A 25,591-nucleotide genomic window follows, 5' to 3' on the forward strand; every position below is an offset into this window, starting at 1 on the left:
CACTGTATCGAAGCCTTACCTTCCACCGGTTACGGACGGTGGAGAGTAGGGCTAGGTGCAGTCCCCTCCCCCTGGCATTCGAGGCCGGGGAGTCATTTCCTTTCCCTTTTTGTTATGGACAACTGCACGTACTGTAAATGTAAGGACACACCGGAGAATCCGCTTTGCCACGGAGCGGTGTGGTCAGACCCTTTTTCTCGGAAGCCAGATCAGCAAGACTTCGCCTATTGTGAAGAATGCAGCAACAGGGGCGGATTCGGTACAACCGATCCGCACCGATTCTTCGGACACTGTTGTTTTTGTGATCGTGAGTTTTGGGAATATTCCGAAATTTGCGTTCTCGAATGTGAAGATCCGAGAAACCCGACGAGAGACACTGCCTGCCTTCGGTGTATCAGAAATGACAACATCGAGAATGCAATCCGCTGCCAATGCTGCGGTGATTCGGCAGACGGCTACTATTGTTGGGGGCTCTGCCGCCAATGTGAATGCGGGTGTATCGGTAATGCAGTGGAAGACTGCAACAATGTGAAATCTGGAGTTGAGCAACCGTAATTGCGCACTTCCCTACTCTCAAAGTAGGAAGCCGATAGCTTCGTTAAGCGTCGCCGCCAGGCGTACCGAGCGTTGTGAATGGCTGGACATGATTCACTTGATGGATCGAATTCGATGAGCGGGAATCACTCCCCCGCTCATCACCCTTTTTCGATTTGAAAAAGTTCCAGACCTCCCTATTGAAAACGCCCACGATCTCCTTGCGCACCTTGCAAACCCGTGGCATTGTCGTTCCCGGTCTGCATTGTGCAGGCAGAAAAGCGAATCTGACGGGTTGCTGATTCATGTTGAGAAGCAATCCACAACTGTTCCTTACACAGAAAGGTTGGCCCCATGACTAAAAAAAACGCCAAACGAAGCAGTAATAATCCTCCGGAAAAAGTATTCCGGATTGGATTTATCACGGCTTCCGTTTTTGGACATGAGATTGAAACAGACGAAGGACCCATCACAGTCCGCAGCGTCAATGTGCAGAAACGGTATAAGGATGGGGATGATGTCAAATATACGTCTTCCTTCAACCTGGCTGAATTGCCACAGGCGGTTCGCGTGCTGCAAATGGCACAGGGATACGTTGAAAGGGCTGAGGCCGAAATCATTCTGGGCTAATGCTCTGACAGATTCGTTTCCGGACGGTGATTGAAACTTCGATCACCGTCCCCTCTTTTCTTTAATTTACCAAAACTTGAAAGGTGTGAAGATGAACGTACCAGATATTGAGAATCGACTCGAAAAGATCGAAACGCTTCTCTCTGAACTGATCCAACAAAAAACTCAAAAGAAATGGTACAGCACGGCGGATCTCGCAGAACTCACGGGCCGTGCCGAATTTACAGTCCGCGAATGGTGCCGCCTTGGTCGTATCACAGCGGAAAAAGAAGCTGATGGACGGAAACATGAGTGGCGGGTCAATCATGAAGAAGTCCAACGCATTCTGAATCATGGTCCAAGACCACTCGTTCTTCGAAAATGAAGGCTGCGCCATCAATAGGACTGATCTGGACTTCACAATGTTTTTCTTGCAAGGTGATATAACCTCTCATGGCTTCACTTGAGAATCGCACTGGCTATTTCAACGTCGTATTTCGGTTCGGCGGCAAGAAGTATACTAGGTCGTTTCATACCGACGACGAGAAAGAAGCCAATCGATTACTGGCAAATCTTGAACAGACGGTTCGAGACGTCAAGAGTGGCCGAATCTCTCTGCCACCTGACGCCGACATTCCGACGTTTTTGCTGTCTGATGGAAAACTGACAACTCCCCATGTCAGTGACAGCGATTCCGTTACTGAAACGCAGCTTGCTCTCCGCGATCTTTTTGAGTCATTTTTTGCATCATTACCAGACGGTTCGCTGGAAGAATCGACTCTTTCGTTAATAAAAACGCATCGGAATAACTTACTTCGCGTACTGGGGAAAGATGTATTCGTCGAAGAGATCGATTTGAACGCCCTTGATCTCTACAGCAAGAAACGTCGGAGAGACAATGGTCGCCGGAAAGGACAAATTAGCGCGAATACAATTAAAAAGGAACTTGTCACTCTGCGACGCGTACTTCAATGGGGTAAGAAGCGTGGCAAACTTTCTTCTGAGATTCCTGAAATTCGGGATGTGCGACTTCCAAAATCAACCGAACGCCCTTCGTTTCAAACGTTCGATGAAATCACAGTTCAAATTGAACAGGATAATCTGACTCAGGAACAGCAAGACGATCTTTGGGAGTGCCTGTATCTGGGAACAGATGAGATTGATAAATTGATTCAACATGTGCGTGAGAAAGCATCTCACACATTTCTTTATCCGATGGTTGTTGCGGCAGCTCATACAGGAGCCCGTCGTAGTGAACTCATGCGATCACAGCTAACCGACATTCGGGATGATATACTCATAATTCATGAGAAAAAACGTCGCCGTGGGCAAGAATCAACGCGCAGGGTTCCGATGTCCTCACTACTCAAAGAAACGCTGCAGGAATGGAAAGGCGAACATCCCGGTGGGAAATATATGTTTGCCGTAAACGACACGTCGAATCAAAAGCAGTCTAAAAGAGCCCGAGCTATTACACGTGATGAGGCACACAGCAGCTTCAAGAGAGTGTTGAAAAACAGTAAATGGAGTGTCATTCCTGGATGGCATTGCCTGCGGCATTCCTTCATCAGCAATCTCGCATCCCATTCGATCGACCAAAGGCTGATCGATGAATTCGTGGGACACACGACTGAAGAAATGCGTCGTCGTTACCGTCATCTGTTTCCCGAAGTGAAGCAAGCAGCGATTCGGTCTGTATTTCACTAAAGACTCACAATTACGATATACATTGAAATTTCAATCTTATTGAAATTCTGTCCGCGATAGCATCAACTACGAATTTTTCTAATCAATAAAAATGCTCCCCAGCCAATTAGGCAGGTGTCGAAGATGACAAACAATATGCCGACGATATTCATCGAATCTGCCTTCAGAGCCTGGGGGTGTGCATATCGGGCTGCTTTCTGCATATGAATGGCAAATTTCTTCTCTGATGCGCTGGGGGCTTTGCGGGCATCATCCAGCATCCTAGGTAGATAGTCTCTCCCGGCCCTTAATAGTTCCATTGAATACGGATCTTGAATCGTAGCTGCCTTTTCGATACTGGAATTAATGCTCGCGATTTTCGATTTTGTATCCACCTTGAAGCTGTCCCACTGATGCTCATCAATTTCCAAGTCACGTAGACGCTGAAGGTCTTCCCAGATATGCGAATAAGTTTCGTAGGCGATCTTCTGGTGATACCAATCGATAGCAAAGAATTTAATACACAGTCCTGACACTACCAGCAGGAGCAACGGTAAAATCACCCATAATTTGAATCCGTATTTTAAAATACTCAGCTTCTCGACCAGGAATTCTGCAACAGAAGATGAAACATCTGCCCAATTGGGTAAAAATGGTTTGACTCCTGAAAATGAGACCTTACTCCAAAACGAATCTGCACTCTCTTCCTCACTCAGGGTTTGGAAACCCCGGTGATGCATATTGGAAAGGAGCTTCGCTGCCGCGTTCGCAGAGTTATCGGGCTTGTTTTCTGCATGCGCTTCTACGAAGATTTCTTTGAGGCTTTCTGCTTTTGTCCAAGTCAGTTCGGTCTCAGTTTTAATAAGGGTGTCTGGCTTTATGATACCTGTTCGGATATTTTTGAGCAGAACCTGCCTGGAAACAGGGCCGATCACCTCTCCCTGGTACTGAAAATACCATTGGTCTTTATGATGATTGTGTGTCGGATTCATCAAGCTGCTCCTGAATCTGACCGGGCGAAAATACAGCTCGTCTGGAGAAACGTTTTCGGAAGATGAGAACGATCACAAACGTGGTCGCCAGAATCGCAATGATTGAAATTGGGGGCCTGTTTTGATTTTTTGAATCGTGGGGACTTGGGTACTTCTGCATTAAATCGAGTTGTGCTATTTCATGAAATTTGAGTGGTCTGCTCTGATTTTCAGCTAGTATAACACTGCTTTTGTGCTGGGGTTCATCAAACAAATAAGTTCCTGGCGGATAATTGATCTGAAACAGGTCTGGTGAAACTGGAGCATTGATGGCAATCTCAGGTAAATGACAACTGACATATTGAATTGTCTGTGGGCGTCCTGGGAAGTCTTCAAAGTGGCTTTTTAAAATCACAGTCCACTGTTCTGGAATCCATTTACCCGATGAGTTCTTTTGATATTGTATATCGATCTGTTCCATGATTTTGTCATCGCGGAGAAGTAAGTTTCGAAGAATTGTGGCATCACGTTCCAGGTCGATAAAGCAACGTCCCTGGAGTCCATTGGGGCCCGGATACTCCATGACCACACAGTTACGACTCTCAATCAGCGAAGCTGTTTCCAGTAAGCGAAATGAGTCTGCGTTACGCTTTTGTTTCAACAGGCCGAAAGGCCGATATGTTAAGAGTAAAGGCCGATAGATCGATTGTTCTACCCAGGGGTGTCTCCCTTTTTCAGCATGATTCCGATCGGTCAGGCGAACAAAAGCGATTCCAGTCTGAAAAGGCTGAAAAAAATCAGTCTGGTTATTTCCGTCAAACAGGCTGATCAAGTGATGCGACGATTTTAGCTGAGGGCAGGAATCATCAAAATGGCTTTCGCGGGCAAATTTATATGCTTTACTGTTCGTTGCGCCAGAGAGTCCTTTGTGAGCAACCGTCGAGTACCCGGTAAATTCTAACTGTGCAAACTTGTGCCAGCGAGGAGACTCAAAGCGTACTTTTTCATCTAAAATATATAGTTTAGGGGAGGCCTGGGGTTTCTCAGTAGCGGGAATGCTGTAATCTGCCTGGTAAGTACTCCAAAAATTATCGGGGGCCTCCCGCATGATGTCCCATGTTGCTATGAGCGAGTCTGTTTCCTGTTGACGCTGTTTCCAAATTTTAAGGATTTTATTTTTTGTTTTGGTGCGCTGAGCTGATTCTGGTGTTTCTGACTGCTGCTGTTCTGCCCCCCGGGCTGTCGTCTTGAGACAGAGGGCAAACGCCAGGAGGAGCAAGCAGATAAGCAAACGGTTCGAGACTGGTACATGAATTCTTTTCATGGTTATTCCATTTCCCGAATGCGAAGATAACGCCATTGGACATTCCCTGTTGTCGAGTCAGGAACGCTGAGGGCAAAATCCCCATTCAACTGTGAACAATCTTCCTTCTTCAGAGAATAGATTCCCCATCCATTCAATTCCACGTTCAGCTGAGATTGACTGACTTTGAGCCTCAGCTCATTCCATTCGTTGGGCACGAATGCATGCTGCGCAAGACGTTTTGAACTCGCCAACCATTTTTGTTCTGGATATTCTAAGACTCCTCCGCTTCCCTGTTCAGCTGTCACAATATCCATTTTCAGAAAACCAGACTCATTTGTTTTGAGGCCTTTAAAATACTGTAAACTGCAGCCGTTCCCCTGGTTCACTTTAAACTGAAGATGCAGCTCATAGTTTTGGAATTCGTTCAGATATCGGGCGGGTGGACTTGGGGCCGAATGGGTTCCCTGAAAATCAAGCGTCGCTTGCGAAGATATTGTCCAAGTCGGATCGTTGATCTGCCATCGGGGAGATTCAGCATCAGGCGAAATCACCTCAAAGGGCCGTTCTGTTTGATTTTTGGATCGATTCTGCTGCAGTAACCAGCTAAGAAATGCTGTGTTCCTCGTGGCATAATCCCAGGCATTATGTTTCCACCATTGAGTAGACAGTGTACCGTCTAATTCTGTGAAACGTGGACTGTATCCACTCGCCAATAATTTCGGATACAGTTGACGGTATCGATCTCCTGAAAGTGGATCATCACCGCGGACATAGAAGTTCCAGACTGCCGTATTTGAAGACACGACCTGCTTGATCAATTTTGGGGCGCATGAAGCAGAGAGAGGACAGACAGCCGCAAAGCGATCCGGGTATTGATCAGCGATATCCCAACATTGGTTAGCACCCATTGAAATTCCGGTGACTGAGATGCGATCTGGATCGATGTTATATTCGCTTATGGTAAAATCGATCATCTGCATGACACGCTGGAAGTACTGATCCTGAGTGTTATCTTGAAAGGAAGGAGCGTATTGCGGAAAGAGAACAACGAAGGGAAAATGTCGTTTTGACTCCCAGATGGCAGGACCTATACCTGCCAGTAAGGGTTTTGTCCCATCGGTTCCTTTTTCACCTGCTCCATGCAGGAATACGATCAACGGGGGCTTTTCATTCACTTTTAATTGATGGGGGACATAGACCGCATAGTTATGCATTACGCCCTGTTTATCAATAAATTCACGGCTGACAAAGCCCTGCTTTGACCTATTCTGAATCCGCTCCCAATGTTGAACACACCAGTTTTTTTCAGACGGGATCATTAAAAGAATCCCTGCGTTGGCTGATGCAATCAGAGTGAGAAGTAATAGTAGAATGCCAACTCTTTTCGCCATTCCTTAACCTCAAAGAATGTCACTTCTTCAGTACAAATTGTGAAACGATACGAGACCCATACGTTCGACATAAGGAATGCATCAAGGGGCTGTCGTTGCCAGGCTTCCATCACGTGTATGCATTGAGTACCAGATTTCGATCGCGACTGAGTTATTAATAAAATGAACCGATGAATCTCCCAGTAGAACAAACACGCCTCCGGCGTGCATACTACGCGCCGTCGCTTGCGAATTCGATTCAATTGGTGAATTGACATGACAGGGCATCCCCTGAGCCATTAATTCTGAGTCACTAAAAAGTGTATTTTTCAGAGCGCTGCAGCCCACAACGTCATCAGACCCTGAGTTATTATTATTTGGACCATAGGCATCCTCTCTCTGATCCACAATGCCATGTCGCGCAGTGCCACTGGCGCCGATGAAGCCCAATGCCCAGGTTCCACGGGGGTCAACGGGATGAATTCCCGCGCGTACTTCTTCCACCATCACGACATTCGATTGGCCTGCCGTAAAGTCTTTCAACTGAAATGCTTTGTTGAAACCACCTACTCCGGACCCCCAAAGAGAACTGTTTTTGTTCATCACATCTGGATCATCCAGGAAAAAACCATCATCGCATCCCGGTTGTATGCCGCGGGCACATCCACGGTCCGGCCCAAAGTTCATTGCGTAATTTCCGCGTGCATATAGATTGTTGGCAGTCCCTGCCAGATAGTCTCGCTGATGTCGATTTTCAGCCGCGTTTTGCGGATCGCTGGGGCATTTGAGCAAGGAAATTTCAGCGGTCCTGATCTCAGTATTATCAGGATGAGCTACGGGAGCATTAAAGTTATATTGGTTATAAAGCGTCGATTGCTCATACTGTGGTAGCATGAGTAGCAGCCAGTTCGCGAATAATCGATCTGGTTCACTGCCAGGAGAATTTCCCATTGCCACCCGATCTATAAGACCAATCGGCAGGGCGCCACCTCCCAGCGGTTCACCTGGGGGCCCTCCCCAGATTGCCAGAGGTGGCAATGTCTGGAACTGTTCATGGTAGTTGTGCAGCGCCAAGCCGATCTGCCTCAGATTATTCTGGCACTGCGTCCTGCGAGCAGCCTGTCTGGAAGCCTGAATCGCCGGGATTGCTAGCGCAATCAGGATACCGATGACAGCAATTACAACAAGGAGTTCGATTAACGAAAAGCCGTTTCTTCGTTTCATGAATTACGCTCCTTTTGTACGATTATTGTTCAAAAAACACGTTGCCCACTAGTATACTATCACAGATGGTTCTCATGTGCACGACTGTTTTTTACCTCTCAAGAAAGATTCACAGAATAATCGTCGACTCTTCTTTTCGCATCAATGTTTAGATATGGGATGATCGGTTTATATGATCAATGGGTGTCTTGCCACCTATAATCTTACACGAGCAGGAATATGAAAATCTCAAAATTCAATCTGATCTGCTTCCTGATATGGGGCTCTGTGAATCTGATTGCTTTAGGAGCAATCCGGTATCAGGAACGCCAGGTACTCGATGAGAAAGGTTTGGACTCCGATGCGGTCTACAACTTCGAAGAATTAAGTTACCCAATACAATTCCCGGTCTACACAACACAAGTCCCCTTTACTGCCAGATTGTTAAAACCTCGTGTCGTAGAACGCGATCAAAAATATCCACTGATTGTGTTTTTGCATGGATCAGGAGAACGGGGGTATGATAATGTGAGCCAATTGAGGTCTCTACCACAGCAGATGGCACAGCCTGATAGGCAAGAGAAATACCCCTGTTATCTGCTGGCACCACAGTGCCCGAAGGAGATGAACTGGTCATCCGCCATCGTTGCTCCCAATTCGCCACAGGATTCCCGGAATTTGATTGATCTCATTCATCAGATGATTTCGGAGATCTCACAAAAACACGCCATCGATCCACGGCGGATTTATATCACCGGCTTTTCCATGGGCGGGTACGGCACATGGAGCATGATCGCGCAATACCCAGACTTATTTGCAGCCGCGTCTCCCATTTGCGGAGGCGGTGACCCCGAGACAGTTTCAAAATTCGTACATCTTCCCCTCTGGGTTGTGCATGGCGATGAAGATCAAGTGGTTCCGGTTTCCGAGTCAAGAAAAATGATTGAAGCCCTTAGAGCTCTGGGAGCAAGTCCCCTCTACCATGAATTAGAAGGGGGCAAACACAACTGCTGGAGTCAGACCTATGGTCAATCAAATCAATTGCTTGATTGGTTATTTGATCAGAAGCAATAAGTATGGGGAGACTTTGTTTGACATCCATCACAGGCTAGGTCGCAACAGAAAAGAGAGTGTGACAGTGATCTTCCCCTCCCATTTCTGAATCAACTGGTACGGAAAAAGGGGGAAAGTCACTGTTATTTTAATTCGAAACACTTACTTATTCGCCGAATCGGTTAAGTGATAAATTAAAATTGAATAACCAATTTTTTTTACAGGTTCGAATTGATCAAGATATTTATATCGTTTTCCCCTTCCATATCTTTGAGTAATACTAATTGCATACCAGCCGGGAGATGCTTCGGAGGGAGGATGTTTTGCCTGAATTCCCAAATCGTTCATGTTGAGAAAAGTAAAACAATCTGCATAGAACGGTTCCATAGCCGGTTGCTGATCACACCATTTTTTCAATTCAAGCAAATCTTGTCCCCAATCAATGTTTGCGTCGAGCAAATGTTTTGCACCTGCTGATGGGCCTCCAATTAATTCATTAAAATAAGACATGGAGTGCGGGTATACTGTAAGACTGCTTACAATAGCCCAGGTCATCGAAATATAAATTGTTAGTGAGTATTGAAACTGCTGCCCACATAACTGAGCAATTTTACTCATCCATATAAAAACAAATGGAAAGCAAGGAAGCGCATAACGTAAGTACTTGGTGAAGCCGGTTTGAGAACTAATCAATACCAGTATTATGACTGCAGGTAGGATCAGGAATAAGTCATCACGATAGGAAACTTCTGTCAATTTTTTAAGCGTGTAAAAACATGCCAGCAAAAATAATAACCAGTACCCTAAGGGAACTTTAATTAGGATGGCATAAATATAATAATACCACCACCCCCCCAAACGATGCTCTCCACGAAGGTATGACCATTTGCCAAGTTCAAAGTCTCTCTTTTGAAGATCGATTCCTAAAACATAATCTTCTGGGACAGGGATTAGAACCTTCTCAAGTATTCCACCTCGAAAGCGATTTTCTAATCCATGGGTGTTTTCTAAATGGTTTGTATTACCAGTCAGCGTATTACTGATAAAATGGTATTGACCTAATGGTTTAAAAGTACCTCTAAAGCCATATCCCAAGTTAACGAAATAGATCCCGATCATTAGTATTATGCTGAGTTGTACCCCCTGATTTATCCATTGTGATTTTGTAACATTTTTTGAGGTGATTTTTAGGAAAAACCAGTACAACGGCCAATAAATAAACAGAAAGATCCAAAGAGTTTTTGATAAAAGTGCAAGACCTAAAAATACTCCAGAAAAAATAGCATGAAACCATTCAGGTGTTTTTAACCATTTCCACATAGCATAGCTAGCGATTATTCCCAATGCCGTTGTACCTAGATCAGGCGTAATGGATGCTCCCCATGTGAGAACATTTGGGGAAAAACACCACATAGTCAGGGCAAGAATTCCGGACTTAGAGCCATATAAGTCTGTTGCCCAACAATAGCAAACGATGCCACCCATTATGCTCAATGGAATACAAATCCATCTAGCGATAGAAAATAACCAAAAAGAATGAACGCCATTTAATTTGAAAAAAGCAGAACCGAGAACAAATTCAGAACGCGCTTGTGGATTGGGAATATATGCTGCCCAATTAGTTTCATGCTTTGAAAGAAAAACCGGTAGAGTGGCAATCACTTTGATGAGCGGAGGATTCACACGATATAAGGAAGTGTCTCCAAAATGCCAGAAAGCAAGTCCAGCAACCATGTGTCCCGGTTCATTTAGATTAGGACTGCTTCTAAATGAAATACCTGCGAGTAAGAACGCATGAATCAATAGTAGCAAGGCGATGAAAATATTCCATCGCCTTGCCTTTATCTTGAAAAGAAACATATCACTAACGATTCAATAAGAGGCTATTCAACAAGACAAGCGCCTCCATCTACTGCTTTTAATGCTTTGTTTTGTACAAATGGTCCTGCAGATACGCAGCCAGTCATGCTAGAATTCACTTCATATGGATATCTTCTGTTACAGTTGTCTTCTACAGTTGACGTTTTACAATTATCAGATGACGTGTTTGGCCCAGCTGTACCACATTTATCGATCTTATCCGGGACAATCATGTCTGCGCAGTCGGGAGGTACAGGGTTGGGAAAAGCTGCAACACAGTCGACATTGCTCTGAAAAGGTAGTTTCGTGCAAGGTTCCAGTGCGAGTACGTTCTGTAAGGAGTATTGAGTACATATAGCTAATAATAACATGCATGCAATAAAAACAGTTCGATACGAAAAGGCCTTTGAGTCATTTCTTTTTTTAGAAACATTTTCAAGCATCATTCTAATCTCCTTCTTAAGTTTGTGAAAAAAATCCTACATCGAGTATCATTGCTCATTCATAAAAAATTGTGTTTGTCACTTGAACACAAACCTTTTCACTGCCCAAAAAATTAATACGAGACCGACAATTCCATTAAATATGATCAGTATCAACATTGTATAACTTTGAGACTGAGGCACATTTTTTCTTTCGGGAAGTGATTTTTTGACAACATCATTTAGAAACACTGGTTGCCATGCCTCAAATTCTTTCTTCGTATTATTCCACTGTTTCGTAAACTTGCTGTTTTGTGAAATAAAATCGACAACAAACTTGTTTTTGATATTCATGCCGTCCCAGGTAAATAACCTGTCATCTGCTCTTTCCCCCAGCTTGGCATCAATCAATTTGAAAACTTCCACTTTGATCAATTCATCATTTTTCCATTTATTGGCTTCCAGCTTCAAAGGAAGCCATACTCTTCCATTTGTTTCAGTGGGACTTTCATAATCTTTCCACTGAGTTTTAAACTCATTTTTCATGACAACGCCATTCCGTTCTGCATGTGTCTCAATTCTAATTGGCATATTATCAAGGTCGGGGGCTAACCAATAAGTTACCTTGTAGTCAGTCCCTGTATCTTGCCAGATAATTAGCTTTATCACATTTCTCTGATCAAGATCTTCTTTAGTGATCTCTATTTTGCTGGCTTTAGTTAATATCTTGAGGAAATCTTCTAATGAGTTAGAGAGTAACCCATAGTAGCCTGAAGGCAAAATTCCGACTAATCTGGGATCTGTTGAAAGGGAGTAAATCACTGAGGAATCTTTCGATTTCATAAATTGAACGTCATATCCATCATATTCTTTTCCGGCAGTATTATCTCCAGAAAACAGCAGATAACGATCTTTGTCGAAGGCAAATCTGTTTTCACTATTTAACTCAGGGTTTGTCGTCGATTCTTGCTCAAGTTCAACTCGAAAACGATTTTCACGATAGTCATACCATCCAGTATAATTTGAAGTGGCGCCGACTTGTTCTGGACGATCTTTCCATTCCTTGATCTCAACGATCCAATCTAACTTTGCTGTCTCAAGCTTTAATCGATTGTCGTAGATTTCTTTGAAGAGTTTTTCTGCTTGTTCCCGAACCAGATCTTCATCAAACGCATATGAATCATTCGTAAAATGCAATGATAATCCAAAAATAATTAACAAGACCAATTGCTTGAGTGAATACTCTTTATTGATAAGTCGTGGAATCATAAATTTTTTTCCAATCGTGGGCAAGCTGATTTATATTGTGTCCTGAACTTCGATGGGAACTTCGATTGCAGGTTCAGATTTGATGTTCGTTTTTATCCTTAGCTTAAAATCAGTAATTTTGCCCATTCGTTTTACATTTGATTTCCATCGATCAGAATCAAAAATGATACGGATCGATCTTGCTCTTGTATTTGACTCAACATCTTTCGCTGATTCAAAGACTTCTTCACAATCAAAGGCAAAATGATCTATCGAGAGCAGGTCAATCATAAAACCTACTCCATTATGCGAATTTAATTGAATGATTTGTTCAGAGTTGAAACTATCATTTGGAGAAAAGCTGAGCTTTGTAGGCGTCAAGTAAATAGTTGGCTCTACATCAGCTACTAACTCTATCAACTTTGTTTCTTTTTGGTTTCCTGGCGATACATATTCCAGCAGTAAGTTCGCTCTTGATTTCCCCCTTTTACCTGAAGAATTGAATTCGATCCTCGGTTGAAATGATTCACCGGGCAGGAAACGATTTGGTACATTTGATACTACTGTGCAACCACAAGATGACAAAAGTTTTACGTTTGTGAACGTATCTTTTGAGTAGTTATTTATGTTGACTTCTTCATTTATAATCTCACCCTGATTGATTTTGCCAAGATCTAATACAAGCGGGGTTACCTGCAGTCCTTCAGGTTGAGAGGATGTTTTGGTGCCATCTAATTTTGCCGCTAAAATAAAGGCACTTCCAAGAAAAATAATTCCTGTTAGTAAGTAGAATACACTTTTTAAGTAACTATTTAGTTTCATGGCTAGGTCTTGGTTGCTTACATGTGTGTATGCGATTGCTTTGGCAGGACAATATATATAAGCACTGTATTTCTAGAGAAAAACACGAGTGGCCTGATGGTCATGTTCCATGTGGTTGAATATACAGATAAGGTTGTAAATATCAACACTCATTTCGAGAAATGGACAAACAACGAAGTTCTATATTAATCAAAAATCAATTTAAGTGCATTTGCTAGTTGAGGTTAAAGACATTTATTATAAATGGATTAAGTACTTACTTTCCCATGTTTTTTTAGACGGAGAATCGACGTCATTATTTGACTATGCGCCAGCATGTTGGGAGTGTAACACCAGAGCGTTAATGAGAAGATCTCAGCGAACGGGTCGCACAATTCTTTCGTCCAGGGGGGAGCAGATGAGTTCTCCCAGCAACAAAAACGGGATGCAGGCCCATCTGGCAATCGTGGAATAACAGATCGAATTTTCGCCGTTCGTAGTAATGAACTGCCTTCCCATGTTAAACACCGAACGGGCACCGGGAGATTCATAAAAATGATCTCAAGCGTATTTTGCATCAGAAAATAGAACGGATATGGCAGCCACCATGCGCACCAGTGGATGATTACCTTGAATTTCGAACATTCCAATTGGCTCAAGGTTGGGGGCAAGGTCAGTAAATTCATCCCTGGCGCGCCAGAGATGAATTTTTCGCGAACTCCACCGGGGTCTGGTTTCCCAGTGAGCTGTGTGGGCGGTTTTCGTTATAGTCCAGCCGCCACTGGTCGATTTGTTCCTGAGCGTCTGCCAGGCTTAAAAACCAATGCTGGTTTAAACACTCCTGGCGAACCCGCCCGTTGAACGATTCAATATACGCAATACGCATTGTCGGTTGGTTTTCCCAGTCGACTGAAATCTAGAGTTACTTTGTTGAAGTAAGCCCACCAGTCCAGACTCTTCGAAATGAACTCAGGGCCGTTTTATCTACACGGATTGACTGGGGACAGTCTCGAGCCGCTTTGACGCGATCCAGAACTGCCACCACATCATCTCCAGTCAGTTGTGTTAAACAAGTTTTAAAATAGAGCAGCGAGCTCATAGATCATCATGAACTAAAGCATAATTACTCCTTATTCGGAGCTGGAGCAGGTGCCCGTTTTGGGGCTAGTGCTTTCTTAAGTTCTTTCTTCGGTGCAGGAACAGGAGCTTTCTTGGAAGTTGAATCCTTTTTACGAGTCGCAGGACCTACCAGTTCTGTGGTAGAGGGTGACCATCCGTCTCTGTCCGCAAGAGGTCTGTTACATCACTCGGATCGCGGTAGTCAGTTTTGCAGCGAACATTACCAGTGAGCTCTGGGGGGCAATGGGATTCAATGTATTTCCAATCTCATTGAAATTCTGTCCGCGATTTGTCCGCGGTAATTCCATTCAACAAAAAAGGACTCAGGGTTTAATTACCCTAAGTCCTTTAATATCAAAGTGCCCAAGAGAGGACTCGAACCTCCACGGGGATTACCCCCACTAGCCCCTCAAGCTAGCGCGTCTGCCAATTCCGCCACTTGGGCTTGTTGTTGAGTTTGCTCTTCTATTCTGAATGGATCACTGAAGATCAGCTCAATCACGAGGATTTCCCAGTATAACAATCCGGGTAGGCCCTTCAAGGGATGTCACTAGCAATCCACGGGGGAAAATACCGGGATTTTGTGAAAATGGACCTGCAATGAGTTTAAACTTCCCCTCCCGTAAAATCGGCATTTTTGTAAACTACGCCCCGCTTTTGACAGGGAATCAGGACTAATCTGAGTAGAAGTGGCTTGTCTGATCATCTGTTTTGCTTGGAATCGATTCGAACAAGGATGTCCGATGCTGTTTTTTAACCAAGAGAACTACAAAATCCAGAGTCTATCAGCATTGTTCAGGTGCCTGCCGATTCTCAGTCTGCTGGCTGTTTCTCAATCTCTCTTTGCTGACACAGGATCTGCGGTTTCAGGTTCGCCTTTACTGGATGATGCCAACCTGCACGCCGTACAGTTTCTGGGATCCAAGACCGGCTGGGCGGTTGGTGACCATGGGGTGATTCGAAAAACCGAGGATGGCGGAAGGACGTGGCAGTTCGTTTCCAGTCCCGTGCAGTGCCCCTTGCGTCATATCTGTTTTCTGACAGATCAAATTGGCTGGATCGTCGGCGGTGGTACAGCAGCATACGGACATCTGAATCAGGGAGTCTTACTGTTCACAAAAGATGGGGGCAAGACCTGGGAAGAACTGATCCAGAAACGCCTGCCTCGATTGCACTACGTCCGTTTTTTCGGAATGAAGGAAGGTGTGGTTGTCGGCGATGCTTCGGTACAACACGCGACCGGTGTATTTAAAACCACAGATGGTGGCAAGACGTGGCAGGATGTGACCGGCTACGAATCTACAGGCTATCGTACCGCTGCGTTTTTTGATGTGGATACGGGAGTGGTTGCGGGATCTCAAGGCCGTCTGATTCTAGTCGGCGGCGGTTCGGTATTGCCTCCACGGTTTCCGCCTCAAGGATTAAGAGGAATTCAGGCTGTCAAACTGCCGATGACATCAACTGGCTGGATGGTCGGCGATGGTGCGTTACTGCGGAAATCGGTCAACAAGGGCGTTGTCTGGGAGATGCCGGAGACGGCGCTGCCTGACTCGCTCAAAGATTTTTCAGATTTTCGGGCTGTCGAAGTTCGCGGCGATCTGATCTGGATTGCCGGCGATCCAGGTTCCGTGATCTGGCATTCAACGGACCGGGGCAAAACCTGGCGTCAGCAATGGACCAATCAGAGTGCACCTCTGGCAGCGATTCATTTTGTCGATGATCGGACCGGTTGTGCTGTCGGAGCCTTGGGCACAATACTGTCCACAACGGACGGGGGACGTACCTGGCAGTCCAACCATAGGACTCCCCGGCGTGTGGCTTTGATGTGTGTGCATGCCCGGCCCTCACAAATTTCGTTTGATATGTTGAGTAAATATGCGGGCGATCAGGGTTACCGCAGTCTGGTTGCGTTACCCATCCGTCGCGATCTGGGGCCGGACAGTCAGTCACAACAGGATTTGGATTTGCGATTGAACGAATCGGTAGTCAGCGTCGGTGGTTCGCTGGGTCAGCAGGATTGGCGATTTCCGGTTCAGATTCCGGGACTCGAACAGAATGCAGACCGTCTCATTGAAGAGTGGAATCGGCATACGGAAGGTCGGCTGGCTTCAGTCACGTTGAGTCGATTCGTGGCGCAGTTGCGGACATGGCGACCCGAGGTTCTAATTATCGATCAGCCACAAGGGAAAGATGCTGCATCGACCCTGGTGAAAGATGCCATGTTGCAGGCCGTGCGTTACGCTGCCGATTCGACACGGTATATAGAACATCGCGAGCACGCTGGCCTGACGCCCTGGAAGGTTAAGAAAGTTTACCTGCGGTTGCCGCCTGGCAGTTCCGGTCAGGTTTCTGTGGAATCCGATGAATATCTGGTACGTCTCGGCACGACGGCAGCCACGGTTGCTTCCACAGGAAAACAAATTCTCGGTAAAACTCTGGCCTCTGATGAAGAACGTAGTGTTTATCGTCTCATTAATGTCGATCAGGAGAACAATGGCGACAGGCAACCTGCCATTTCCGGGGGGACTTTGTTTGCGGGGATCGGCCTTGCCCCCGGGTCGGCTGCCCGCCGTGTGTTGATTGAGATCAATGATGCCGATGAGGCACGCAATCGAAAACTGGCCGAACGTCAACGGAATCTGAAGGCGATGGCCTCGAAGCTGATTAATGATCCTTTGTTTTCCGCGCAGCTGATGTCTCATTTGAAAACAATTACGCAAGGACTTTCGCGTCGGCAGGCGGCATTGCAGTTAGAACAGTTGGCACAGCAATACATTGCGAATCAGGATTTAGTGAAAGCAGAAGCCACGTATCAGGAGCTGGTGGAACAGTTTCCTCAGGAACCCGAAGCCGTGCGGGGCATGTTGTGGCTATTTCAACTCTGGTCCAGTGAAGAGATTGCCTGGCAACGAAATCGTCAGGTCCCTGTTGAACGCTCGCGGTCAACGAATTCTGATCCGCAGGCTTCGAATCAGGTACAAAATGCATTTCAGTTTTCAGAGAAACTTCCTTCTCCTTTACTGAGCACTGTGAAACAGGTTGGGCAACTCAATACAGGGGCACCCCAGAACTGGCGTACGCAGACGGCTGAGAACTGGAAAAAACAGGCACTGGCGGCTGTAAAATGGTTTCAGAAATATGCGCCCGCGTTTTATGAAACGCCGGACGTTCAGATTCCGCTGGCTTCGCTCTATCGTTTGATTGGATCGCACGGGAAAGCCGATGACATTTTTCACAACTTTCATAAGCCTGGAGCGAATGAGTCGTGGAAAAGCATCGCCAAAGCAGAGAACTGGTTACTGCATCCTGCCAGTACACCGCCTCGGCCTGTTTATCTTTGTCGTTTTACAAAAACACGTCCCGTGTTGGATGGTCTGTTGTCCGATGAATGCTGGCAGGATGCAGATGAACTGCGCCTTTCGGATAAGCCTGCCTCTGATCTGGAAAAGCAGGGTGAAGCGGGGCGTGACAATCTCAGTCGGCCGTTTGTGCTGATGTCATACGATAAAGAATATTTGTATCTTGCTGCCAGCATCCCGGTTAGCGCGGGGCTGAATTACCCGGCGGCTCCTGATACGGGCCGCGATTATGATGCCGATCTGCAATTGCAGGATCGACTTTCATTCGCGTTTGACATCGACCGTGATTATACAACCTATTATCAGATGGAAGTGGATCATCGAGGCTGGACCAGCGACCGTTGCTGGATTGATCAGAGCTGGAACCCGCGCTGGTATGTTGCCCGTGAAAAGGACAAACAGTACTGGAGAACCGAAATCGCGATTCCTCTGAAGGAATTGGCACCTGCGACACAGCTGAAACGTACAACATGGGGTTTTTCCGTGGTTCGCATTCTGCCGGCCGTCGGTTTACAAGGCTGGAATCATCCGCTGACGACAGAGCCGCGTCCGGATACGTTTGGTTTGCTGCGTTTTGAATAAGCGCCTGATAATCCAAGGACTCTTTCATTTTCTCTGCCGGCAATTGTTTCGCTTACGATTAGATTCTCTTATCATGTCCGCGTAGTATCAATCTTATTCCATTGATTTTACTTAAGAATTCGCGGGCAGTATATGGGTTATGTGATCGGCATGGATGAAGCGGGCTACGGCCCCAATCTGGGACCGCTGGTGATTACGGCGAGTTTATGGGAAGTGCCGGGAGACCCGCGTGAGTTTGATTTCTGGCAAGCACTGGAATCGGTCGTTTCGCAAAAGAAGCCCGGTAAAAAATCGAGTCAGTTGCACGTGGCCGATTCAAAACAGGTGCATTCTTCCTCGGCCGGTCTGGCGCCGCTGGAGCGATCGACGTTACCGTTTCTGCAACAATTCAATGGGGCCGAAGGGCTGACATCCTTAGAGACGCTCTGGCGTTTACTGGTGGCTTCTCCCGAACACCTCGCGGAAATTCAGCAGCAGCCTTGGAATGGGAATGGTGAGTTCGCGATACCTGCAACGGTTGCAGCCGAGTCGATAGACCAGTCGCAACAGGATCTGCAACGAGCCCTCGCTACTGCGGGAATTCAGTTGCAGGCATTTTGTTCTGAAATTGTTTTGCCCGCACGCTTCAATCGTCTGTGCCGGGAATATGGCAGTAAAGGAGTTTTGCTGACGCGGCTGTGTATGCACTTGTTGACACGTGTCTGGGACCGGGAAACGGCAGAGCCCATACTTATTATTGGTGACAAACATGGCGGTCGGAATCGCTATGATGAGTTTCTGGATGAAGTTCTCGATGGGGAGATGATTTTTCGAATGGAAGAATCAACGGCAAAAAGTGTCTATAAAGTGGGAAACACGGAAATACGTTTTCAGACAAAAGCAGAAGACCATTTCCCGGTGGCGGTTTCTTCAATGGTTTGCAAGTATACGCGCGAAGTGATGATGGAGCTGTTCAATCAGTACTGGTCGGAGCACGTACCTGACTTGAAGCCGACCAAGGGGTATCCGGTTGATGCCCGCCGCTTTAAGAGTGACATCGCTGCGGCGCAAGAGCAATTGGCGATTTCCGATCAAATCCTCTGGCGCGGACAGTAGCGGTGCGTACGGTCTAAGTCAGAACTCATTCATCGGTAGGTTGATTAACTTGAGGAAGAAATACACTGCCGATTATTCCGACGATAAAGACGGTGCTGGCTCCGATTAGTGTATACCAGGGCCAGGCGACTTCTTCTTTCATACCGAACGCCACGAAGAGCACGATGATTAAGCCGATGAGAAAACCGACCAGTGCAGAAGCCTGTGATGCCTGCTTACTGAAGGTTGCTAAAAAGAAGATTCCCAGAATGAGGCCCGTTGAGATGGCGGCGATGGAGAATACACTCCCGACAACGCTTTCTGAGATTGATTGACTGGCGATGCCGACGATAATTTGAGCCACTCCAAACAAAGCTGTGAAGACACGACTGATGGTAACCAGCTCTGCCGGTTTTTTTGTCGTTGAGCTCAGCGGCAAATAAAAGTCATTGACCAGAGCGCTTGTAGTGGAACTGAGTGAACTGGAGAGTGTTGACATGGCGGCAGCAAAGACGGCAGCCAGCGTCAGTCCTTTAATGCCTACCGGAAGATTGTCGATGATAAAGGTCGCAAAGACTTCATCTGTTTTCTGGAATGCGGTTTTGGGCGGAAAGACATCGTAGAAGGCGGCGAGGGCAATTCCTAATAAAAGGAATAGAGCAAATTGTGCGAAAACGACAAACCCACTGATTCCCAGGGCTTTGGCGGCATCCTTCTGGCTTCGTGCACCCAGATAGCGTTGAATCATTAGCTGGTCGGCACCATGTGTGGCCATGGAAAGGAACAGTCCCCCAATCAAACCGGCCCAGAAGGTATATTTATCAGACAGGTTCCAGTCAAAATTGAACATCGTCCACTTATGATGTGTGACCGCGAATTGCTGGTATTCGTTCCAGCCATCAGGCAGTGCCTGGATGATGATGGCGAACGCAAAAACGGCGCCCGCAATATAGATGACGAATTGCAGGCAGTCGTTCCAGACGACTGACTTCATTCCACCGAGACAGGTGTAAATAATGGTGCCGATACCAATCGTAATAACACAGGCAGTCAACGGGATGCCGACTACCTTTTCCAGCACCAGTGCTGTCAGATACAGTCGCAGTCCATCGGCCAGAGTCCGCATCACAATAAACGCCAGTGAAGCCGTACGTTCTGTCGTCCCGCCGAATCGCTTTTTGAACACTTCATAAGCGGAATAGATTTCTCCGCGAAAATAAAGCGGGAGCAAAAACAGAATGACCAGGAAACGTCCGGCAATAAAGCCGAGTGCCAGTTGTAAAAACTGCAGATTGCCTCCCGGTTCATAGGCGATGCCCGGTACGCTGAGAAATGTGACCGTGCTGGTTTCCGTCGCAACAATCGAGCCCAGGATGGCCCACCAGGGAAGCGTTTTTCCGCCGAGCAAGTAGTCGGACAGATTTTTCTGCTTTCCGCCAACCCAGGAACCGAAGATCACGACGCCAATCAGATACAGGCCGAGAATTAGCAGGTCGACAGTTCCAATGGCAATGTTCACAGAGGCGATACCTGATTCAATTCAATGTGTGTCTGGCTAGAATGCGATGAACGATACGCAGGACAGGATCAATCAAAGGCTTTTAACAAATCAAGACCAGATTGGTGGGTTGCATCCTTTCGGGAATCAAAAACCCGGTTATCATAGTAACTGGCAGATCGTATTTTTGACAGGCTAATCAACATGTTAGATCGTTTAACAACAGAACAACGTAACTCGGCTTCGGATCAGATTGACTCGATGAGCAGTCTGGAAATCGTACAGTTAATGAATGCAGAAGACGCGAAGATCGCCGCTGCCGTTGAAGCGGAAGCAGAGACCATTGCCGCCGCCATTGATCTGATTACTAACGCTTTTTTAAAAGGCGGGCGTCTGATTTATATGGGGGCAGGTACTTCGGGACGGCTCGGTGTGCTGGACGCCAGCGAGTGCCCGCCAACGTTTAACAGTCCTCCCGAGCTTGTGGTGGGATTGATCGCCGGCGGTAAACAGGCACTTACGAATGCCATTGAAGGGGCCGAGGATCGACCGGAATTCGCGGTTGCCGATCTGGAAGAGTTGGACTTCAACAAAAATGATGTGCTGGTAGGAATTGCGACCAGCGGGCGAACGCCTTACGTGATTGCCGGTTTAAAGTATGCACAAGAGCAGGGGGCGCAGACGATTGCGTTAACGTGCAATCAGGAAAACCAACTGGCAGAGGTCGCCCATTTGACGATCTGTCCGGTTGTGGGCCCGGAAGTGGTCACAGGTTCGACCCGTTTGAAAGCGGGAACCGCGACCAAAATGGTATTGAACATGCTGACGACAGGGGCGATGGTCCGCATCGGAAAAACCTATGGTAATTTAATGGTTGATCTGCGGGCGACAAATCAGAAACTGATCGAACGGTCGATCCGAATTTTGATGGCGTTTACCAGTTTATCACGCGAGGCAGCCGAGTCTGTTTTGGAAGCATGTCAAGGAGAACTGAAAACGGCGATTGTGCATGTGAAGCGAAACGTTTCACCGGAAACCGCGCGAGAACTGCTCAAACAGGCGCACGGTCACCTAAGACAGGTTTTGGAAGGAGCAGAGGGCGTTTAAGTTTTGATTTAAAACGTCTGCCGTCTCCAGGGGGAAATAACAGAAGCATGTCACTGCACTCGAACGAACTCGTTTTGGGAATTGACGGAGGTGGCTCCAAGACTCTGGCGTCTCTTGCGGTTCTTTCTGAGGGAGGCGATTTTCATGTCGTGGGTCGTGGAACAGCAGGCGCCTCGAATTTGAATGCCATTGGCATCGTGCCAGCGGCGGCAGCAGTCCAACGGGCGATTGAGCTTGCATTTCAGTCTACTGGTACACAGCCCCGAAGGGTGGCTGCCTTGTGTATGGGCATGTCAGGAGCCGGTCGTGCAGAAGAACAGCAGACGTGGGTGAATTGGGCGCAGGAGAATCAAGTCGCAGAACAAATCGATGTTGTTACCGATGCTGAGACCGTATTGGCCGCGGGAACACCCGAGGGAATCGGTGTGGCATTGATTGCAGGCACTGGCTCGCTGGCATATGGAATGAATCAAACTGGTCAAATTGCTCGCGCGGGAGGCTGGGGATATCTACTGGGAGATGAAGGGGGCGGATATCAGATTGGATTGGCGGCACTGAAAGCAATTGCAAAAGCCGTCGATGGGCTCGGACGGGAAACCTGTTTGCAGTCTATGATTCTTCACGCGTTGGGTCTGGATGATCCGCGTGCTTTGATTCGTTACGTCTATGATCATAAAAGCAAACGTAGCGATATTGCCGCACTGACGAAGCTGGTGTTTGAGGCGGCAGAAAACGAAGATCATGTGGCGCGTGAGATACTACAGCAGGCGGTGACAGAACTTGCAGAGTTGGTTCAAGTGGTTGTTTCCCGCTTGCATTTGACCAAAGAAAATTATTCGCTGGCATTAACCGGCGGGCTGTTGCTGCAGCAGCGCGAATACCGGGTTTCACTTTTAGAACAGCTACACTTTCAACAGAGAGAACCTTCGTCTGTGGAGTGTGTCGATGATTCCAGTCTGGGGGCAATTCGAATTGCAATCAGACGTCTCAATGCGGCAGAATAAAGTTACTCTGCGGGGAATTCATCAGGAAGTTGCAGATGCTTGATTGGATAGGGAGAGCATTGTTGTTTCCAGCCACCATCGACGGTGATCGAAGTGCCCGTAAGATAGCTGGCATCGTCACTGGCGAGCATCACAATACTGCGGGCGATTTCCCGGGGATGGGCCCAGCGGCGCAGGGGGATCATCTCTTCGGAAGCCTGACGGATTTTGTCAGCCGTTGTCTGTTGCTGGTCAACGGCGATGTCTTTGCCCATAGCGGTGTCGATGGCGCCGGGATTGATACTGAGCACACGGATGCCTGCAGGACCATAGAGCGTTGCCAGTTCGTAGGTGAGTGAATCCAGTGCGCCTTTAGCGGCGACATAAGCCGGACTGATGCCGGCTGCCATCTGGGACTGAATGCTGGAGACGTTAATAATGACGCCCCTGCCTTGAGGTTCCATCTGTTCGGCACACCAGCGTGATAAGAAGGCAGGGGCAGTCAGGCAGACGCGTAAGGTTTTTTCCCAACTGGCGAGTTCAATCTTTCGCATCGTGGTGATTTCACGCCAGGCGGCATTGTTGACAAGTACGTCAATGCGTCCCCAGATTGCCATACACTGTTCAACGGCGGATTGAGCATATTTGAGGTCTGTGAGATCGCCGAGGCAAGACAGGAACTGACCGCCGGCTTGCTCGATACGGCTAGTGACCGGTTCTAATTCATCTGAAGGGAGTGCCAGCAGAACGCAATCATAGCCTCGTTCAGCGAAGCGGACTGCCGTTTCACCGCCGATGCCTCCTGCTGCGCCGGTGATCATGGCAACGGGTCGTTCATTCATGTCTGGGTCCTCTGGTTCTCCATTGTGGTTTACCGTTCCGTTTCCAGAATCACAGCCAGCCATTCATCTTGTTTGACATAAGGCAGTGTTCTCAGTCCCAGCACAACACCTGTCTGGCTGGCAGTGACAGGAGTGACTGTATCGCCGGTCACGGAGCAGATTGTTCCCAGTTGATCACCAGCATGAACCGGGTCCATCAACCGAACTGCTGGTTCAAAGAAGCCTGACATCGGTGCATGGTTCTGGAGTTGCAGATGGCCACTCTCCTGGCGGTTATCTTCGATGTGATGCAAAATGGGCTTTAATTCAACGTCACGATCGAGCAGTTTAAGTTCAGACATCACCGACAGACACCCTGCTGCATAACCGGAAACGGCTTCTGGGTCACAGCCACTGCCGCCACTCCATTCGGCATAGATTGCAGGCACACGATGATCGCGGGCCGCTGACAGCGAGCGACCTTCCAGGTGCGCCGACGTTCCCCACACGACGGGCAGGTTAAAGGCCCGCGCCATCCGCCGCTGTGTTTCCAGAACCATGGGGTCAGAGTGCAGCGTGTATCCGGAGAAGGGAGCCAGCTTTGAAATCACACCTCCCGTGTGCAGGTCAATCAGATAGTCAGCTGATTGAATGAGTTGCGTTGCTTCAGCGGCAATTTGCTGGCTGATTGAACCTTCCTCTGAGCCAGGGAAGGTTCTTGCCAGATCGAGGTCATCCGGCCCGCACCGCTGGAAACGTTCATAGGCCGGCTGATTCACGACGGGGACCAGTGTCACTCTGCCGGTAAGCTGGTTGGGATTGATTTGTGATTTGAGCAGCCGAATGGCGGCCATCGGCTCGTATTCATCTCCGTGTACGCCTCCCAGTATCAGCAGGTGTTGCCCCGGTTGTGTACCTTCGATCTTGATTGTCTCAATCAGTTTATTAGGGGGCATATGCGATTCTCTCAACCAGGGTGGGTAAGTTGAGTATTGAGGAGCGCCTCTAGTTAGGAGAGTCTGTCTTCCAGTCGATTTTGGCGGTACTGCGTAGTTTTTGAATGGTGGTGTCCCACAGAGAGCGGGAGAGGAGTTTAAAAATTTCTCCCCGTACATCTTCCAGACTGAATTGACCAGGATGTTTCTTTTTGAGTGTGACGATGTGAACGCCGAAGGGAGTTTGAAAGGGCTCACTGATTTCGCCGACCTTTAATGGGAAAATCTGTTCTGTTAGAACAACGGGCATTTTACCGCGATAAGCCGATGTGACCAGTTTGCCTCCCTCATTTTTGCTGGGTGCTTCTGAATGTTGAGCGGCGGCTGCGGTGAAAGTAAGTGTTCCGGCCAGGATTTGTTTGCGGAGGTCAGCTAGTTTCTGTTTGGCCTGTTGTACTGATTCCTGATCTGCATTTGGTGGCAACTTCAAAAGTATGTGACTGGCTTCCACACGTGTCCCGTCCAGTTCTTCCCGGTGTGCGTCGAAATAGGCTTGCATCTGGGCCGGTGTGATTTCTCGTTTAGCATAAATGTTCCACGACAGGGGAAGTGCGATCGCCGCACGCAGCTTTTCCGGGGTGAATCCCATTTTGGCAAGGACCTGCTCAGGATTGTCCCCTTTTTTGCGGATCATTTTTTCTACCCGCGAAACGCTCTCGTCCAGTTGTTGTGGTGGGACGGTGATTTTTTGCTGCGCCAGAAAGGCTTCGATTAACCGCTGATTGACCAGACCTTCCAGAATTTGCTGTCTGGCAGCCTGGTGGGCATTGGCGATACCGCGCGAAAGGTAAGCAAAATCCAGATCGGCCTGGGTCACAGGTTGGCCGTTGACAGTGACGAGTACTTTTGAAGAATCAGTGTTCTTTTTCTCCGGATCGGCAGCAGACAGGGAGGAGAGTGTGATCCCTACAGCAAAGATGCTGACAATCAGGCTGATGCGGAAAGGGATAGACATATGGATTGCTTCCTGCAAATAAGAATTTGATCAGA

Annotated in this window: 21 protein-coding genes, 1 tRNA gene and 1 pseudogene; 9 read left to right on the forward strand and 14 right to left on the reverse strand. The window is 47.4% G+C overall.

Going from position 1 to position 25,591, the window contains the following annotated elements; genetic code table 11:
- Positions 1-229: 229 nt before the first annotated feature.
- The 4 genes from Enr17x_RS02430 to Enr17x_RS02445 all read left to right on the forward strand — a co-directional run bounded on the left by Enr17x_RS02430 (position 230) and on the right by Enr17x_RS02445 (position 2,850).
- Positions 230-532, forward strand: a complete 303-nt coding sequence (locus Enr17x_RS02430; RefSeq protein ID WP_145305642.1) for a hypothetical protein — start codon at positions 230-232, stop codon at positions 530-532.
- 356 nt (positions 533-888) lie between these two features.
- Positions 889-1,164: a hypothetical protein gene (locus tag Enr17x_RS02435; protein WP_145305643.1), complete on the forward strand. Its 276-nt coding sequence runs from the start codon at positions 889-891 to the stop codon at positions 1,162-1,164.
- Between the two features lie 91 nt (positions 1,165-1,255).
- Complete coding sequence (locus Enr17x_RS02440) at positions 1,256-1,528, forward strand: helix-turn-helix domain-containing protein (protein ID WP_145305644.1); 273 nt, start codon at positions 1,256-1,258, stop codon at positions 1,526-1,528.
- A 68-nt stretch (positions 1,529-1,596) separates the two neighbouring features.
- On the forward strand, positions 1,597-2,850 hold the full coding sequence (locus Enr17x_RS02445) for a site-specific integrase (RefSeq protein WP_145305645.1): 1,254 nt from the start codon (positions 1,597-1,599) through the stop codon (positions 2,848-2,850).
- Between the two features lie 62 nt (positions 2,851-2,912).
- Here Enr17x_RS02445 and Enr17x_RS02450 read toward each other — a convergent pair whose 3' ends face one another.
- The 4 genes from Enr17x_RS02450 to Enr17x_RS02465 all read right to left on the reverse strand — a co-directional run bounded on the left by Enr17x_RS02450 (position 2,913) and on the right by Enr17x_RS02465 (position 7,700).
- Complete coding sequence (locus Enr17x_RS02450; protein WP_145305646.1) at positions 2,913-3,821, reverse strand: DUF4339 domain-containing protein; 909 nt, start codon at positions 3,819-3,821, stop codon at positions 2,913-2,915.
- Positions 3,796-5,124, reverse strand: a complete 1,329-nt coding sequence (locus Enr17x_RS02455) for a hypothetical protein (RefSeq protein ID WP_145305647.1) — start codon at positions 5,122-5,124, stop codon at positions 3,796-3,798. Before Enr17x_RS02455 ends, Enr17x_RS02450 begins: the two co-directional genes overlap by 26 nt.
- 2 nt (positions 5,125-5,126) lie before the next feature.
- Positions 5,127-6,425, reverse strand: a complete 1,299-nt coding sequence (locus tag Enr17x_RS02460) for a carboxylesterase family protein (protein WP_198000931.1) — start codon at positions 6,423-6,425, stop codon at positions 5,127-5,129.
- A gap of 153 nt (positions 6,426-6,578) precedes the next feature.
- Positions 6,579-7,700: a DUF1559 family PulG-like putative transporter gene (locus Enr17x_RS02465; protein ID WP_145305649.1), complete on the reverse strand. Its 1,122-nt coding sequence runs from the start codon at positions 7,698-7,700 to the stop codon at positions 6,579-6,581.
- Between the two features lie 219 nt (positions 7,701-7,919).
- On the opposite strand from Enr17x_RS02465, the gene Enr17x_RS02470 reads away from it, so the two are divergent.
- Entirely contained in the window at positions 7,920-8,753 is an 834-nt protein-coding gene (locus Enr17x_RS02470; RefSeq protein ID WP_145305650.1) for a carboxylesterase family protein, read from the forward strand.
- A 141-nt stretch (positions 8,754-8,894) separates the two neighbouring features.
- Here the strand turns inward: Enr17x_RS02470 and Enr17x_RS02475 are convergent, their stop codons facing one another.
- The 6 genes and pseudogenes from Enr17x_RS02475 to Enr17x_RS02500 form a co-directional block, all read right to left on the reverse strand.
- Positions 8,895-10,466 carry an ArnT family glycosyltransferase gene (locus tag Enr17x_RS02475; RefSeq protein ID WP_198000932.1) on the reverse strand — a complete coding sequence of 524 codons (1,572 nt, stop codon included), beginning with the start codon at positions 10,464-10,466 and terminating at the stop codon, positions 8,895-8,897.
- Positions 10,467-10,615: 149 nt separating this feature from the next.
- Positions 10,616-11,038, reverse strand: a complete 423-nt coding sequence (locus Enr17x_RS02480) for a hypothetical protein (protein WP_145305652.1) — start codon at positions 11,036-11,038, stop codon at positions 10,616-10,618.
- A gap of 75 nt (positions 11,039-11,113) precedes the next feature.
- Positions 11,114-12,283, reverse strand: a complete 1,170-nt coding sequence (locus Enr17x_RS02485) for a hypothetical protein (RefSeq protein ID WP_145305653.1) — start codon at positions 12,281-12,283, stop codon at positions 11,114-11,116.
- A 30-nt stretch (positions 12,284-12,313) separates the two neighbouring features.
- Entirely contained in the window at positions 12,314-13,084 is a 771-nt protein-coding gene (locus Enr17x_RS02490; RefSeq protein WP_145305654.1) for a DUF1573 domain-containing protein, read from the reverse strand.
- 661 nt (positions 13,085-13,745) lie between these two features.
- A pseudogene (locus Enr17x_RS29890) lies at positions 13,746-14,123 on the reverse strand (integrase core domain-containing protein); the annotation flags it as partial.
- A 419-nt stretch (positions 14,124-14,542) separates the two neighbouring features.
- Positions 14,543-14,627, reverse strand: a tRNA-Leu gene (locus Enr17x_RS02500).
- 298 nt (positions 14,628-14,925) lie between these two features.
- Between Enr17x_RS02500 and Enr17x_RS02505 the strand changes: the two genes are divergently transcribed.
- Entirely contained in the window at positions 14,926-18,123 is a 3,198-nt protein-coding gene (locus Enr17x_RS02505) for a YCF48-related protein (RefSeq protein WP_145305656.1), read from the forward strand.
- A 132-nt stretch (positions 18,124-18,255) separates the two neighbouring features.
- Entirely contained in the window at positions 18,256-19,218 is a 963-nt protein-coding gene (locus Enr17x_RS02510; RefSeq protein WP_145305657.1) for a ribonuclease H family protein, read from the forward strand.
- 25 nt (positions 19,219-19,243) lie between these two features.
- Here the strand turns inward: Enr17x_RS02510 and Enr17x_RS02515 are convergent, their stop codons facing one another.
- Entirely contained in the window at positions 19,244-20,716 is a 1,473-nt protein-coding gene (locus tag Enr17x_RS02515) for a sodium:solute symporter (protein ID WP_232100922.1), read from the reverse strand.
- Positions 20,717-20,878: 162 nt separating this feature from the next.
- Here Enr17x_RS02515 and murQ point away from each other — a divergent pair, with 162 nt between their 5' ends.
- On the forward strand, positions 20,879-21,802 hold the full coding sequence (murQ, locus tag Enr17x_RS02520; protein WP_390622561.1) for an N-acetylmuramic acid 6-phosphate etherase: 924 nt from the start codon (positions 20,879-20,881) through the stop codon (positions 21,800-21,802).
- A gap of 47 nt (positions 21,803-21,849) precedes the next feature.
- Positions 21,850-22,806 carry an N-acetylglucosamine kinase gene (locus Enr17x_RS02525; protein ID WP_145305660.1) on the forward strand — a complete coding sequence of 319 codons (957 nt, stop codon included), beginning with the start codon at positions 21,850-21,852 and terminating at the stop codon, positions 22,804-22,806.
- Between the two features lie 2 nt (positions 22,807-22,808).
- Here the strand turns inward: Enr17x_RS02525 and Enr17x_RS02530 are convergent, their stop codons facing one another.
- The 3 genes from Enr17x_RS02530 to Enr17x_RS02540 are packed head-to-tail and all read right to left on the reverse strand — an operon-like array spanning position 22,809 to position 25,556.
- Entirely contained in the window at positions 22,809-23,627 is an 819-nt protein-coding gene (locus tag Enr17x_RS02530; RefSeq protein WP_145305661.1) for an SDR family NAD(P)-dependent oxidoreductase, read from the reverse strand.
- A gap of 29 nt (positions 23,628-23,656) precedes the next feature.
- On the reverse strand, positions 23,657-24,562 hold the full coding sequence (locus Enr17x_RS02535; protein WP_198000933.1) for a succinylglutamate desuccinylase/aspartoacylase family protein: 906 nt from the start codon (positions 24,560-24,562) through the stop codon (positions 23,657-23,659).
- A gap of 49 nt (positions 24,563-24,611) precedes the next feature.
- On the reverse strand, positions 24,612-25,556 hold the full coding sequence (locus tag Enr17x_RS02540) for a peptidylprolyl isomerase (protein ID WP_145305663.1): 945 nt from the start codon (positions 25,554-25,556) through the stop codon (positions 24,612-24,614).
- Between the last annotated feature and the right edge of the window lie 35 nt (positions 25,557-25,591).

Origin of the sequence: Gimesia fumaroli, from assembly GCF_007754425.1 — a bacterium.
Taxonomy (GTDB): Bacteria; Planctomycetota; Planctomycetia; order Planctomycetales; family Planctomycetaceae; genus Gimesia; species Gimesia fumaroli.

What these genes read in the sequence shown, in the direction of transcription:
- Enr17x_RS02435 (WP_145305643.1), top strand. Translation starts at nt 889, where the DNA reads ATGACTAAAAAAAACGCCAAACGAAGCAGTAATAATCCTCCGGAAAAA.
- Enr17x_RS02440 (WP_145305644.1), top strand. Translation starts at nt 1,256, where the DNA reads ATGAACGTACCAGATATTGAGAATCGACTCGAAAAGATCGAAACGCTT.
- Enr17x_RS02445 (WP_145305645.1), top strand. Translation starts at nt 1,597, where the DNA reads ATGGCTTCACTTGAGAATCGCACTGGCTATTTCAACGTCGTATTTCGG.
- Enr17x_RS02450 (WP_145305646.1), bottom strand. Translation starts at nt 3,821, where the DNA reads ATGAATCCGACACACAATCATCATAAAGACCAATGGTATTTTCAGTAC.
- Enr17x_RS02455 (WP_145305647.1), bottom strand. Translation starts at nt 5,124, where the DNA reads ATGAAAAGAATTCATGTACCAGTCTCGAACCGTTTGCTTATCTGCTTG.
- Enr17x_RS02460 (WP_198000931.1), bottom strand. Translation starts at nt 6,425, where the DNA reads ATGATCCCGTCTGAAAAAAACTGGTGTGTTCAACATTGGGAGCGGATT.
- Enr17x_RS02465 (WP_145305649.1), bottom strand. Translation starts at nt 7,700, where the DNA reads ATGAAACGAAGAAACGGCTTTTCGTTAATCGAACTCCTTGTTGTAATT.
- Enr17x_RS02470 (WP_145305650.1), top strand. Translation starts at nt 7,920, where the DNA reads ATGAAAATCTCAAAATTCAATCTGATCTGCTTCCTGATATGGGGCTCT.
- Enr17x_RS02475 (WP_198000932.1), bottom strand. Translation starts at nt 10,466, where the DNA reads ATGGTTGCTGGACTTGCTTTCTGGCATTTTGGAGACACTTCCTTATAT.
- Enr17x_RS02480 (WP_145305652.1), bottom strand. Translation starts at nt 11,038, where the DNA reads ATGATGCTTGAAAATGTTTCTAAAAAAAGAAATGACTCAAAGGCCTTT.
- Enr17x_RS02485 (WP_145305653.1), bottom strand. Translation starts at nt 12,283, where the DNA reads ATGATTCCACGACTTATCAATAAAGAGTATTCACTCAAGCAATTGGTC.
- Enr17x_RS02490 (WP_145305654.1), bottom strand. Translation starts at nt 13,084, where the DNA reads ATGAAACTAAATAGTTACTTAAAAAGTGTATTCTACTTACTAACAGGA.
- Enr17x_RS02505 (WP_145305656.1), top strand. Translation starts at nt 14,926, where the DNA reads ATGCTGTTTTTTAACCAAGAGAACTACAAAATCCAGAGTCTATCAGCA.
- Enr17x_RS02510 (WP_145305657.1), top strand. Translation starts at nt 18,256, where the DNA reads ATGGGTTATGTGATCGGCATGGATGAAGCGGGCTACGGCCCCAATCTG.
- Enr17x_RS02525 (WP_145305660.1), top strand. Translation starts at nt 21,850, where the DNA reads ATGTCACTGCACTCGAACGAACTCGTTTTGGGAATTGACGGAGGTGGC.
- Enr17x_RS02530 (WP_145305661.1), bottom strand. Translation starts at nt 23,627, where the DNA reads ATGAATGAACGACCCGTTGCCATGATCACCGGCGCAGCAGGAGGCATC.
- Enr17x_RS02535 (WP_198000933.1), bottom strand. Translation starts at nt 24,562, where the DNA reads ATGCCCCCTAATAAACTGATTGAGACAATCAAGATCGAAGGTACACAA.
- Enr17x_RS02540 (WP_145305663.1), bottom strand. Translation starts at nt 25,556, where the DNA reads ATGTCTATCCCTTTCCGCATCAGCCTGATTGTCAGCATCTTTGCTGTA.